The sequence below is a fragment of the Leifsonia soli genome, assembly GCF_013408745.1.
GTDB lineage: Bacteria > Actinomycetota > Actinomycetes > Actinomycetales > Microbacteriaceae > Leifsonia > Leifsonia soli.
This window is the reverse complement of record NZ_JACCBJ010000001.1, coordinates 3,465,300-3,478,111: the sequence shown is the minus strand read 5'-3', so window position 1 is coordinate 3,478,111 and position 12,812 is coordinate 3,465,300. Positions and strand designations below refer to the sequence as shown.

Below are 12,812 nucleotides of genomic sequence, written 5' to 3'. Positions count from 1 at the left end.
TGTCAGCCCTTGACGGCTCCGACGACACCGTTGACCAGGTAGCGCTGGATGAAGATGTAGCCGACGATCAGCGGAGCGGCGACGATGAAGGTCGCGGCCGCGAGGAGCGGCCACTGGTTGCCGTACGTCCCCTTGAAGGCGTAGAGCCCGACCGTCACCGGGAACTTGGTGGGGTCGGCGAGCAGGACCGTCGCCAGGATGATCTCGTTCCAGATCCACACGGCCTGCAGGATGAACACCGTCACCAGCGCCGGGCGGGCCAGCGGCAGGATGAACGTGAAGAGGTAGCGCCAGTAGCCCACCCCGTCCATCGCGGCCGCTTCGTCCAGCTCCTTCGGGATCGACTTCACGAACCCGCTCAGCAGCAGAGGTCCGACGCCGACGCCGACACCGACCAGCAGGATGTAGCCGAGCTGCGTGTCGTAGAGGCCGAGGCGCAGCAGCAGCTGGAACTGGGTGATCAGGGCGTTCGGCAGGAACAGCACGAGCACGAACACGACGGACCAGTACTTGGCACCGCGGACGTAGCCGCGGGCGACGGGGAACGCGAGCACCAGCGTGAGCAGGGTCCCGATCGCCGATCCGGCCGCCGTGTACAAAACGCTGTTCAGGATGTACGCGCCGAAGTCGCCCTTCTCCCACGCGGTCGCGAAGTTGCCCCACTGCGGGTCCGAGACCAGCCCGACCGGGTTGGCGACGAACTCCGCCTGCGACTTCAGGGCCGTGTTCAGCAGGTAGAGCAGCGGGAACAGGAACACGATCATCAGAATGAGCGCGCAGACGTAGGCCCCGATCGGAATCCGCCGGCGGCGGCGGGTGATCGTCTCGCGACGGCCGCCCGTCTTCTCCGGCAGCGTGTCCGCTGTCGCGGGGTTCGCGGCCTCGGTTGTGGTCGTCACAGTTTCGCCTCCCGTCGGCGGAGGATGGCCAGAGCGATGATCGAGACGATGGCCACCAGGAAGAACTGCACCATCGACACCGCGGCGGCATAGCCCTGCGACTGCGACAGCGTCGTGCCCGAGGCTCCGCCGAAGCCCTGCACGTACACGAGCAGTGAGAGCACCTGCGTCGAGCGGTTGTTCGGGCCGCTCAGCACGTAGATGAGCTGGTAGCTCTGCAGCGCGTTGACGATGCCCAGCAGCACGTTCGCGGTGATCGACGGCGCGAGCAGTGGGACGGTGACGCTGCGGAACCGCTGCCAGCCGCTCGCTCCGTCGATCTCCGCCGCCTCGTTGAGCTCCTCCGGGACCGCCTGGAGGCCGGACAGGAAGATGATGACCGAGACGCCGAGCACCATCCAGACCTGCACCAGGATCACGAGGGCCAGCGCGAGCTTCGGGTCGCCGAAGAAGGCCGAATGCCCGCCGAACAGGCCGAGCAGAGAGGCGGCCGGGCCGCCGCTCACGTTGAAGATCAGCGACCACACCAGGCCCGTGACGGTCACGCCCAGGATCGTCGGCATGAACACGACGGCCCGGTAGAAGTCGCGACCGCGGAGACGGCGGTTGAGGAGCACCGCGACGGCCAGAGCGACAACGATCTGCAGCACCGTGCTCACGACGGCGAAGATGATCGTGTTGCGCAGAGCGTTCGCGCTGTCCGCCCACTTGGCGGGCGAGAAGAAGTCGACGTAGTTCTGCAGCCCGACGAAGTTGATCGGGAGGCCGGGCAGCCCGCGCAGGTCGGTGAGCGAGGCGATCAGCACACCGATCGCAGGGACGAAGCCGAAGATGCCCAGCAGGAGCATCCCGAGCCCGAAAGTGATCCGGACCGGTGTGCGGCGGGGGAAGGGGAACGATTCAGTCATGTGTTTCTCTGCTTCCGGCAGGGTGGCCCGCGCCGGCGGGCCACCCTGCCCGACAGGTCAGCCGGCCGCCGACCACGCCTTCTGGGCGGCCTGGGCGGCCTCCTCCGGGGTGGCGGAGCCGAGCGGGCTCAGCGCGGGGTAGTTGAACGGGAAGACCGCATCCTGACCGGCCTTGTTGTTGGCGAACCAGACCTGGTCCCATGCGGGCTCGTACGACTTCGTGTAGCCCCCGATCGACTGGAGGAACGCACTGGTCGAGATGCCGGGCTGCGCCGACGAGAAGCCCGACTTCTGCAGGAACAGCTCGTAGTTCTTCTTCTCGGAGAAGAACTTCAGCCACGCGAGCGCCGCCGTCTTGTTCTTCGCGGAGGTGGGAACGGCCAGCTGGAGCTCCGTCTTGCCGTTGAGGAGCGCGTTGTCGGCCGCCTTGTCGGAGCCGGGGAACGGGAAGTACCCGTAGTCGAACTTCTTCGCGACGGCCGCGTCGATCGTCGGCTGGTCCCAGGTGCCGTCGACGGTCATGGCGAAGTCGCCCGCCGCGAAACCGGACGGGATCGAGGTGTAGTCGGCGCCCGCCGCACCTTCCTGGGCGTTCTGCAGGACGTACTCCGTCTGCTCCAGCACCTTCACCTCGGTCGGGTCGGTGAGCTTCGCCTTGTTCGTCCACAGGTCCTTCGCCAGCTGCTGCTTGTCGGCGACGGTCGGATAGTTGGACGCGACGGAGGCAAGCATCGGGAGACCGGCGGGCCAGCTGTCCTTGCCGCCCAGACCGAACGGCGTGACGCCCTTGGCCTTGAGCGCGTCGACGACCGCGGTGAACTGGCTCCAGGTGGTGGGGATGTCGAGGCCGTTGTCGGCGAAGATCTTCTTGTTGTAGAAGACACCGGTGTAGTAGCTGACGCCGGTCGGTACCGCGTACTGCTTTCCGCCGATCGCCTGCGCGTCGAGCAGAGTCGGCGTGTACTGCTTGAGGAAGGACTCGCCCGTGAGGTCGACCAGTCCGCCCGCCTTCGCGAGACGCGCGTCGTCGGTGGCGGCATCCTTCGCGTACGACGGCGTCTCCATCAGGCCCTTGACCACGAACAGGTCGAGGTTGCCGGCCGTGAGGCGCGAGGACTTGGTCGCCGGGTAGTTGTCGTTCGAGACGGTGGAGAACACGACGTCCACCTTCGGGTACTGCTTCTCGAACGCCTCGTTGATCGCCCGGAAGCCGGCGTCCGTCGCGTCGCTGCTCGAGACGAGAAGCTGCAGCTTCCCGCTCGGCTCTCCGTCGGTCGATCCGCCGCCGCTGGAGCAGGCGGCGAGCGCGCCGATCGTGGCTGCGGCGACCGCGCCGGCGATCAGCCGCCGGCCCAGGGTCGCGCCGCGCAACCTCTTCGTTGCCATGTGTTGTCTCCTCGTCGAGTTCGGGAATGTGATGAGCAGGTGTCTCTACCGAAACGTTTCGGATCTCATGCCGCGATCTACCGAAACGTTTCGGTGACGACATGGTTGCACGCTCAGGCGGGTGAATGCAACCCTCGGTCCGAAGAACGCGCCGGCGAGGTCAGCGCCGGTCGCGCGCCGGGCCCGTGGAGTCCCGGACGATCATCTCGGCATCGGGGATCCTGACGTCGTCGACGGCCCCCTCCTCGATCAGGTCGACCAGCATCCTCCCCGACTGCCGCCCCAGTTCCCGGGGCGACGTGTGCACCGTCGTCAGCGACGGCCGCACATAGGTGCCGAGCCGGATGTCGTCGAACCCGGCGACCGAAAGCTGCCCCGGCACATCGAAGCCGAGGTGCTGGGCCTGCGCGATCAGGCCGATCGCGGACAGGTCGTTCGCACACATCACGGCGGTCGGCGGGTCGGCGGACTCGAGCAGGACGGAGGCGGCGGACGCCCCGCCCAGGTACGTGAACTCGCCGGGGACCACCGGACCAGGTGCGAGCCCGAGCTCCTGCAGACCGGCACGCCAGGAGTTCTCGCGCTCCACCGAGTGCGTCATGTTCCTGCGGCCGCTGACGTACGCGATCCGGCGGTGACCCAGGTCCACGAGGTGCCGGAGGGTCGCCCGGATGCCCGCGTCGGGATCCTCGCGCACCGCGGGGATCGGGAAGCCGGCCCCCGGGTTGATGGCGACCGCGGGCAGGCCGAGCCTCTGCACCAGCGCGATGCGCGGGTCGTCGACTTCCAGGTCGTTGATGAAGACGCCGTCGACGCGACGGTCGGCCGCCAGCTTCTCGTAGCGCTGGAGCACCTTGTCCGACTCGGCGCTGATCTGGAGGACGAGAGCGTACCCGCGGGGATCGATCGCATCCTCGATGCCGCCGATGAAGCCGCCGAAGAACGGGTCGAGCTCGAGCACGTCCGGGTCGCGGTGCAGGACGAGACCGACCGTGAACGCGCGACGCCCGGACAGGCTCTTGCCGCGGAGCGACGGCACGAAACCGAGCTCAGCGGCGATCCGGATGATGCGCTCGCGGGTGACGTCCGAGACTCCCGGCCGGCCGTTCAGCGCACTCGAGACGGAGCTGATCGCGACGCCGGCCTTGTTCGCGACGTCGACGATCGTGACCCGCTCATCGCCCACCGATCCGCCTCGCCTTCCGCCCTGCATCGAGCGACGGACATCCTATGCCGAAGAGGCGGGCGGGCGCTTCTTGCCGGTCGGCCGGAAGGATGACGGGGTAATCGGGTCAGCGCGCCTCGGAACGCAGCCGATCGATCACGGAGGCGATCACGAGACGGACCGCCTCGGGCATGTCGACGGCGGATCGGTCGAGGAGCCATTGCACCTGAAGGCCGTCCATCGTGGCGATGATGGTGGAGGCCGCGAGGTCGACTCGGGCGTCGGAGGCCTCCGGCACCACGTCAGCGAGGGCTCCCCGCACCATCTCGCGGAGACCGACGAAGCGTGCACGGAAGTAGTCCTGCGCGGGGTGGCCCTCTGTCACCGAGTCAGCGCACAGCACGGCGTACAGCTGGACGACCCCCGGCCGCTCGATGTTGAGCTCCACCGTGCGCACCAGGTGGTCGAACAGGGCGGCGCCGTCCGGAATGTGCTTGCCCTCGAGCTCCGCGACATCGGAGTCGTCGCGGTACTCCAGCATGGCGATCAGGAGCTGGTCCTTCGAGCCGAAGTGGTGGATGACGCCCGCATGGCTGACCCCCGCCTCCTCACCGATCTCGATGAGAGAGCCGTTGTTGTAGCCGCGCGTCGCGAAGATGGACATCGCCGCCTCCAGGATGCGCTGCCGCTTCTCGGCCGTCTCCGGCCGGGGGTTCGCGACCCGCGCTCCTGCCGGCACGGCATGGGCTGCTCGCCCTCGCGTCATGGGGTGCTCCTCGTCCTCGAGCGTTCTCGTCCCTCAACTTTATGACCAGTCAGTAAGTTTTTTCAAAAATGTTGCCCGTTCTACTTGCGTACAGGTCAGTAAGTATTGCTAGTCTCGCTCCCACGGTCGCTTCGGCCGGACCAGAACGGCCGAGAGAACCGCCTAGAGGAGCGAAGATGCCCACACCGATGACCGTTCCGCACGCGGACGTGCGTCCCCGCACTCACGTCGCGGACCTGGACGAGGCGGTGCGACTCCTCACCGGTGCCACCTCCTGGACACTTCGTGCGCTCCCCTCGAGCGGCCTCCGCCCGATCGTGCTCTCGGACGGACCGATCGGCGTGCGGGGGATCGATGACGACGTGCGGCCGTCGGCGCAGCTGCCCTCGCCGTCCGCGCTCGCGGCGACTTTCGACACCCGGCTGCTCTCCCGGCTCGGTCACCTGCTCGGCATGGAGGCGCACCGCAAGGGGGTCGATGTGCTGCTGGCACCGGTCGTTAACCTCCAGCGGACGCCGTACGGCGGGCGGCACTTCGAAGCCTTCTCAGAGGATCCGCTGCTCACCGGCATCCTGGCCTCGGCGCTCATCGAGGCGACCCAGTCGACCGGCGTCGCGATGTGCGTGAAGCACTACCTCGGCAACGAGTCCGAGACCGAGCGGACCACATACCGGTCGCGCCTCTGCGAGCGTGCCCTGCGGGAGGTGTACCTCGCACCGTTCGAACGCGCGGTGGTGCACGCAGGCGTCTGGTCGGTGATGGCCGCGTACAACGGGGTCGACGACGGAGAGCTCAGCGCTCCGGCGACCGAGCACGGCCCCCTCATCAACGGCATCCTCAAGGGCGAATGGGGATTCGACGGCGTCGTCGTCAGCGACTGGCTCGCCACCGGCTCGACGGTCGCGTCGGCGCTCGGCGGTCTCGACCTCGTCATGCCGGGACCGGACGGCCCCTGGGGGGCCGCGCTCGTCGACGCCGTGAAGGCCGGGCTGGTACCCGCACAGACCATCGACGACAAGGTGGACCGGATCATCCGGCTCGGCGAGCGTGTCGGAGCGGTCGGGGACGCCCGGCGCCAGCAGGCTCCGCTCGACCTGCCGACCCTCCCCGCGACGCGCGCGCTGCTGCGGGAGGCCGTCGCCCGGTCGATCGTCGTGCTGCGGAACGACGGGGCCCTCCCCGTGGCGCAGACCGCCGTGCGCTCGGTCGCCCTGATCGGCCCCAACGCGGTCGAACCGTTCGTCCAGGGCGGTGGGAGCGCATTCGTGACCGCCCCTGGGCTCTCCGAGCCGCTGGCGGCACTGACCGAAGCCCTCCCCGAGGCCACCATCGGCCTGTACCGCGGTGCCGCCGGACGAGCCCACCCCCGTCCGATCGACCCGGCACTCGTGACGACGCCCGATGGGCGCCCCGGCTACCTCCTCACATTCCTCGATGGGAAGGGGGATGTCGTCGGCGACCCGGTCGCCGTTACGGCTGATGAGGGCTGGAACCGCGGAGCCCCCGCGGACGCCGTGAGCGCTCGCATCCAGGCGATCGTGCGCCTCACCGGACCGGGCGTGCACCGGGTGGATGTCGGCGTGTCCGGCTGGCACCGCATCCGTTTCGACGGCGACGTCGTCTCCGCCTCCGACCGTCGCGCCGATCACGACGTGATCCTCGACTCCTCTGCCAATCTGCCTGGCGGGCCCGCTCGCGACATCCTCGTCGGGGACCGGCCGGTCGACCTGCTCATCGAGTCCGAGCAGCAGGTCGTCGACGCCGGCGCGTACGGCCGGTTCGTGCGCTTCGTCCTCCGCCACGAGGTTCAGCAGCAGACCGCGGCACAGGAGCTCGAGGCGGCCGTCGAGGCCGCCCGCTCGGCGGACGTCGCTATCGTCGTCGTCGGCACCAACGAGGAGACGGAGTCGGAGGGCTGGGACCGTCAGAACCTGCGCCTGCCGGGCCGCCAGGACGAGCTGGTGGAGCGCATCCTGGAAGCCAATCCCCGCACCGTCGTCGTGGTCAACGCCGGCGCCCCGGTGATCCTCCCCTGGCTCGACCGGACCGCGGCCACCCTGTGGTGGTGGCTGCCAGGACAGGAGGCGGGCGGCGGGCTCGCGGATGCGCTCACCGGCCGGATCGAGCCGTCCGGGCGGCTGCCCTGGACGCTTCCGGCGGCGGAGGACGACGTGCCCGTCCGCTCGACCCTCCCGAAGAACGGGGTCATCGACTACTCCGAGGGCATCCACGTCGGCTACCGGGAATGGGACAGGACGTCGCGAACTCCCGCCCGCGAGTTCGGCTACGGTCTGGGCTACGGCACCTGGCTCTATGAGGCCCTGAGCGTCGAGGGCCCTGTCGACGAACTGACCGCGTCCGTCACCGTCACCAATGTCGGGGCACGCGACAGCCGCGAGATCGTCCAGATCTATCTGGAGAGCCCGCACTCGTCGGTCGAGCGCCCCGTCCGCTGGCTGGCGGGCTTCGCGAACGTGGATGTGCGCGCCGGTGAGACGGCGACGGCAACCGTCGCGATCGACCGCCGCGCCCTCGAGATCTGGAACACGGAACGCCACGATTGGGAGATCCCCGACGGCTTCTACGTGTTCCACGCCGCCCGCTCCAGTCGCGACCTCCGGCTGAGCGTCACGGCCACGGTCCGCAGCGAGGAGCTGACGACCGACTGACCCGCACCACCCCGTACCCCCACCAATGCAAGGAGGCATTCCGCTCATGAGAACCACCACCCGACGGCTGGCAGCGCTCGCTGCCGCACCCCTGGTGATCGCCGCCTTCGCCGGCTGCGCGTCATCCGGCGGCAGCGGCGACGAGAAGGTCACCATCACCTTCCAGGAGCAGTTCAGCGACGCCGAGTCGGCTCAGTTCACAGCCCAGCTCGCGGACTTCGAGAAGGCGCACCCGAACATCACCGTCAAGCTCATCCGTGACAACGATTCGAGCTACTACGACAAGCTGACCACCCAGATCGCCGGAGGCAAGGGACCCGACATCGCGCGGGTCGAGCCGCCGCGGGCCTCGCAGTTCATCGCGTCCGGCTGGGCGCTCCCCCTCGGCGACGCGGCCGGCACGAAGAGTGACTACTTCCCCGCGAGCCTCGATGCTGTGACCAAGGACGGCAAGCTCTACGGGGTCCCGATCGATGTCTCGGCGCTGGCTCTGTTCTACCGCACCGACCTGCTCAGCGCGGCCGGGATCTCGCAGCCCCCGGCGACGTGGGACGAGTTCACCAGTGCGGCGCAGAAGCTCACGACGGGCGATGTGCACGGTGTCGGGCTGTTCGGCGGCTGGGGCGGATTCGAGTTCTACCCGTGGCTGTGGCAGTCGGGCGCCGACGTCCTCAACAAGGCCCAGACCAAGGCCGAGTTCAACTCCGCCGACGGTGTCCGCGCCCTCCAGCTCTGGGTCGACCTGCAGAAGAGCGCGATGCCTGCGGGCATGGCGACCGCGACGGAGGACGACCTGAAGGGACCTTTCGTCTCGGGCAAGCTCGCCATGATGACGTCCGGGCCGTGGATGATCCCCTCGCTCAAGAGCGCAGGAATCGACGGCAAGTGGGCCGTCGCGCCGCTGCCGAAGGACAAGGAGGCGGCCACCGTCCTCGGCGGCCTGGATCTGCTCGTCCTCAAGAACACCAAGCACGCCGACGCGGCCAAGACGTTCGTCAGCTGGCTGATGCAGGACTCGGTGCAGAAGAAGTGGGCGAGCGCTCTCGGCTACCTGCCGGTGAAGACCTCGCTCTACGATGACCCCGCGTTCAAGGACGACCCCTCGATCAGCGCATTCGCCAAGGTGCTCGAGGAGGCGCGCTCGCGGCCGACCGTGGCCCAGGCCGGCGACGTCGACACGGCGCTCGGCAACGCCGTCCAGGCTGCGCTCTCCGGCACGAAGTCCGCGAAGGATGCCCTCGACGAGGCGGCGGCCGCCTCGGACAAGGCGCTGAAGTGACCCAAGCAGCACCCGCCCTCGTGGGCCGGACCACCCGGTCCGGCCCACGAGGCCTGCACTGGCGGTCGCGGCTGACGCCGTACCTGTTCCTGGCACCCGCACTGCTGGCGGTCGGCGTCTTCGTGGTCTACCCGATCGTCAACGTCGCCATCCAGAGCTTCTTCGACGTCAACCCCACCAAGCACGAGGGGTGGGAGTTCATCGGCTTCGAGAACTACGTGCGGGCGTTCACCGACTCCGCCGTCTGGGGCGTGTTCGCCAACAGCATCGCCTGGACCGTCGGCTCGGTCGCCCTCCAGCTCGTCGTGGCCATGGCCGGCGCCCTCCTGCTGCAGCAGCTGGCGGGCGCCCGGGTGCTCCGCGCGGTCTTCGTGCTCCCCTGGGCGACTCCGGTGGTGGTCGGTGCACTCGCCTGGAAACTGCTCTACCAACCGGACTACGGCATGATCAACCAGATCCTCGGCGTCCTCGGCCTCCGAGGCCTGGAGCACGCGTGGCTGGCGGACCCGGGCACCGCGCTGGGCGCCGTCATCGCAGCCAACGTCTGGCGGGGCTTCCCCTTCATCATGGTGCTCCTCATCGCGGGCATGGCGTCCATCCCCGCGGAGATCTACGAGGCGGCGGGAGTCGACGGCGCGAGCTGGGCACGGTCCTTCTGGAGCCTGACCCTTCCCCTGCTGAAGCCGATGCTGCTGACGAGCACCCTGATGGCCCTCATCTGGACGTTCAACAACTTCAGCCTGATCTACGTGATGACGGGCGGCGGCCCGGCGGGCGCCACCGACATCCTCACGACGTTCGTGTACAAGAACGCCTTCAGCAGCTTCGACTTCGGCTACGCCTCGGCGTTGTCGATGATTCTGTTCGCGATCGTCGCGCTCGGGTCCGCCCTGTACATCCGGGCCTTCGGAAAGGACGCTCTCGCATGACCGCGACAGCCGAACGACTCCCCACGCGCCGGGCAGCGGCGCCCACTCAGCGACGACGCCGGCGTCGTGCCCGGCCCTCGCGCGTCCTGCTGTGGATCGGCGCTCTGGTGCTTGCCGCGTTCGCGCTCCTCCCGATGCTCGGGATCGTCTCCGACGCGTTCAAGACACGGGCCGAGCTCTACCAGTCGCCGCCTGCGCTCATCCCGGCGCATCCCACTTTCGACAACTTCGTCTATGTCATCGGCCGCGGCAACTTCCTCTCCTGGCTCGGCAACTCGGTGCTGGTCAGCGTCTGCACGGTCGCCATCGGCCTGCTCATCGGGGTGATGGCCGGGTACGCGTTGTCGCGTTTCCAGTTCCGCGGCAAGATCGCGATCGTCATCGGTCTTCTCGCGACGCAGATGTTCCCGTCCGTGCTGTTGATCATCCCGCTGTTCAACATCGTGTCCGGTCTCAACCTCATCGACACCCCCTGGGCGCTCGTGCTCGCGCAGGTGAGCTCGTCGGCTCCCCTCGGGGCGTGGCTTATGAAGACGGCGTTCGACCAGATCCCCAAAGACATCGACGAGGCCGCGAGGATCGATGGCTGCGGCTGGTTCGGGGCGATGTGGTACGCCGCCCTTCCCGCGGCCCGCCCGGGAGTCGTGGCAGCCGGGATCTTCATCTTCATCGGCGCGTGGGAGGAGTTCACCTTCGCTCTGACCTTCACCAACAGCGACGAGAACCGCACGCTGCCGGTGGGCCTCTCCCAGCTCTCCAGCGCCTACGAGGTGTCGTGGAACCAGCTCGCCGCCATGTCCATCCTCGTGGCCATCCCCAGCATCATCCTGTTCAGCGTCATCCAGCGTTGGCTGGTGGCGGGCAATGCAGCGGGAGGGGTCAAGGGATGAGCAGGGTCGTCGCCCGCGACGGGGCGATCATCGTTGACGGTGAGGCGATCCCGTTCCTCGCCGGGGAGATCCAGTTCTGGCGGATGCGTCCAGAAGAGTGGGAGCCCGCCCTCCGCGCCGCACGCGACGCCGGCGTCCGGGTCGTGAGCACCTACCTGTCCTGGCGCCGCCACGAGCCCCGGCCGGGCGAGCTCGACTTCGACGGTCGCCGCGACCCGCGGCTCGACGTGCGCCGGTTCCTGAGCCTGTGCTCCGAACTCGGTGTGCTCGTCCAGCTCAAACCCGGCCCCTGGATCTGCGCGGAGGAGCCGGGAGGCGGATACCCCGACTGGCTCCTCGCCCGGCAGGAGCTCCTCGCCCGCGACGACTCGGGAGAGGTGGTGATCGGATACAACCCTCCGTTCCTCCACCCCGTGCCCAGCTACACCGACGAGCGCTACCTCGATGCCGTCCGCGGCTGGTTCCGTGCGGTGTGGGACGCGGTCGGCGATTTCGCGCACCCGCGGGGCCCCGTGGTCGCGATGCAGCTGGACAACGAGCCGAGCAGCTGCTTCCAGGACGCGATGTACGCCGCCGACTACAGCGACAGTTCCGTCGACGCCTTCCGCGCATGGCTGGTCGGGCGGTACGCGGACGACGCCGAGCTCCAGGCCGCCTGGGCCGATGCCGGCGTCGCACTGCGCGCCGCCTCCCCGCCGCGCAGACCTGCCGGAGCGGTGGGAGCGGCGCATCGGCGACGCCTCCACGACTGGATCCGGTACAAGACCGACGCGACCGGCGGCTATCTCCGTGCCCTGCGCGACATGCACACCGCCCTCGGCGGCGACGCGCTGCTGTACACCGTCAACCTCGTGACACACCCGGTCCACGATGTTCCCGTCGCCCATCGCGACATCCGCGCGATCGCCGACGCGATCACCGGGGAGGACCACTACTACATCCCGCCTCTCGACACCGCCGACATCCACCGGCTGGCGCGATCAGCCGCGACAGCCCGAGCCGCAGGCGAACCCGTCCCGTGGGTGCCGGAGCTGCAGGCGGGAATCTGGCGGTCCCCCGGCGAGGACGTGGCCTACCCTGATCCGACGCCGCTCGAGCAGCAGATCTGGTCGGGGGCTGCCGTCACCCTCGGATTCGCCGGCGCCAACCTGTACATGCTCGCCGACCGCGAGAACTGGGAGTTCTCGCCACTGAGCGCTGACGGCGAGCGTAGCGCCTTCTTCGCACCCGTCGACGACCTCCTCCTGTCGCACGAGGCCGGCGGCGTCGGACGACCCGTCGAACCCGGGGTGGAGGTCGTCTGGCACCGTCCGGACGCCTTCGATGCGTACACCGTGACCGGAACAGCCCGCGTACCTGATGTCCCGTGGTCCGACGTCGACCGCGCGGCGCCCTACGCCGCATGGGACGCCACGCTCTCCGAACTCACCGCCCGCGGGATCGCCTACGACCTCTGGGACACCACATCCGAAGCGGACGCGAGCAGCGCTCGTCCACTGATCGTGCCGGACCTCTGCGGTGTCGACGCGTCAGTCATCGCCGGGCTCGAAGCCGCCGGCCGTCCAGTGCTCCGCGTCGGCCCCCGTTCCGGGTGGGACGCACTGGCTTCCGTCCGTCTCTTGGCCGCCCGCCCGGACGGGTCGCCTGCACGGGAGACGCTGGCGACCATACGGCACGGCGCCGCAGACGACATCCTCCACATCGTGCGCTGGGGCCCCGGCTCCACGACGGTGCGCATCCGGCTCGACGGGGTGGCCGGCGGGGCGCTCATCCCCCGGCACGGCACCGCGCGCCGCGCACCCGAGGTGGCCATCGCGGACGGATCGGCGACCCTCGACCTCCCGCCCGGCCACCACGTCTTCCTGATCCGAAGGGATCACCCGGTCCGCCCCTGAGCCGGGACACCCAACCCGACCGACCG

At 69.0% G+C, this 12,812-nt stretch carries 10 protein-coding genes; 5 read left to right on the top strand and 5 right to left on the bottom strand.

Annotated elements, in window-relative coordinates; all coding sequences use genetic code 11:
• Positions 1–2 precede the first annotated feature (2 nt).
• The 5 genes from BJ963_RS16935 to BJ963_RS16915 all read right to left on the bottom strand — a co-directional run bounded on the left by BJ963_RS16935 (position 3) and on the right by BJ963_RS16915 (position 5,124).
• Entirely contained in the window at positions 3–899 is an 897-nt protein-coding gene (locus BJ963_RS16935) for an ABC transporter permease subunit (RefSeq protein ID WP_179457648.1), read from the bottom strand.
• Positions 896–1,807, bottom strand: a complete 912-nt coding sequence (locus BJ963_RS16930) for a carbohydrate ABC transporter permease (RefSeq protein WP_089914426.1) — start codon at positions 1,805–1,807, stop codon at positions 896–898. The genes BJ963_RS16935 and BJ963_RS16930 overlap by 4 nt, the downstream gene beginning before the upstream one ends.
• Before the next feature lie 57 nt (positions 1,808–1,864).
• On the bottom strand, positions 1,865–3,193 hold the full coding sequence (locus tag BJ963_RS16925) for an ABC transporter substrate-binding protein (protein WP_179457647.1): 1,329 nt from the start codon (positions 3,191–3,193) through the stop codon (positions 1,865–1,867).
• A 160-nt stretch (positions 3,194–3,353) separates the two neighbouring features.
• On the bottom strand, positions 3,354–4,379 hold the full coding sequence (locus BJ963_RS16920) for a substrate-binding domain-containing protein (RefSeq protein WP_179457646.1): 1,026 nt from the start codon (positions 4,377–4,379) through the stop codon (positions 3,354–3,356).
• A 106-nt stretch (positions 4,380–4,485) separates the two neighbouring features.
• A complete protein-coding gene (locus tag BJ963_RS16915; protein ID WP_089914435.1) occupies positions 4,486–5,124 on the bottom strand; it encodes a TetR/AcrR family transcriptional regulator in 639 nt (212 codons plus the stop codon).
• A gap of 176 nt (positions 5,125–5,300) precedes the next feature.
• Between BJ963_RS16915 and BJ963_RS16910 the strand changes: the two genes are divergently transcribed.
• From BJ963_RS16910 to BJ963_RS16890, 5 genes are read left to right on the top strand one after another with little or no spacing between them, the layout of a single operon-like run.
• The gene (locus BJ963_RS16910; RefSeq protein ID WP_246298092.1) at positions 5,301–7,793 is read left to right on the top strand and encodes a beta-glucosidase; all 2,493 of its coding nucleotides are present in this window, start codon (positions 5,301–5,303) and stop codon (positions 7,791–7,793) included.
• A gap of 46 nt (positions 7,794–7,839) precedes the next feature.
• Positions 7,840–9,072 carry an ABC transporter substrate-binding protein gene (locus BJ963_RS16905; protein WP_179457645.1) on the top strand — a complete coding sequence of 411 codons (1,233 nt, stop codon included), beginning with the start codon at positions 7,840–7,842 and terminating at the stop codon, positions 9,070–9,072.
• Positions 9,069–10,001 (top strand): ABC transporter permease subunit, encoded by a 933-nt coding sequence (locus BJ963_RS16900; RefSeq protein WP_179457644.1) that lies wholly within the window; start codon positions 9,069–9,071, stop codon positions 9,999–10,001. The genes BJ963_RS16905 and BJ963_RS16900 overlap by 4 nt, the downstream gene beginning before the upstream one ends.
• Positions 9,998–10,891, top strand: coding sequence for a carbohydrate ABC transporter permease (locus BJ963_RS16895; protein WP_089914447.1), 894 nt, complete (start codon positions 9,998–10,000; stop codon positions 10,889–10,891). Before BJ963_RS16900 ends, BJ963_RS16895 begins: the two co-directional genes overlap by 4 nt.
• Positions 10,888–12,786: a beta-galactosidase gene (locus tag BJ963_RS16890; RefSeq protein WP_179457643.1), complete on the top strand. Its 1,899-nt coding sequence runs from the start codon at positions 10,888–10,890 to the stop codon at positions 12,784–12,786. The genes BJ963_RS16895 and BJ963_RS16890 overlap by 4 nt, the downstream gene beginning before the upstream one ends.
• Positions 12,787–12,812: the final 26 nt, after the last annotated feature.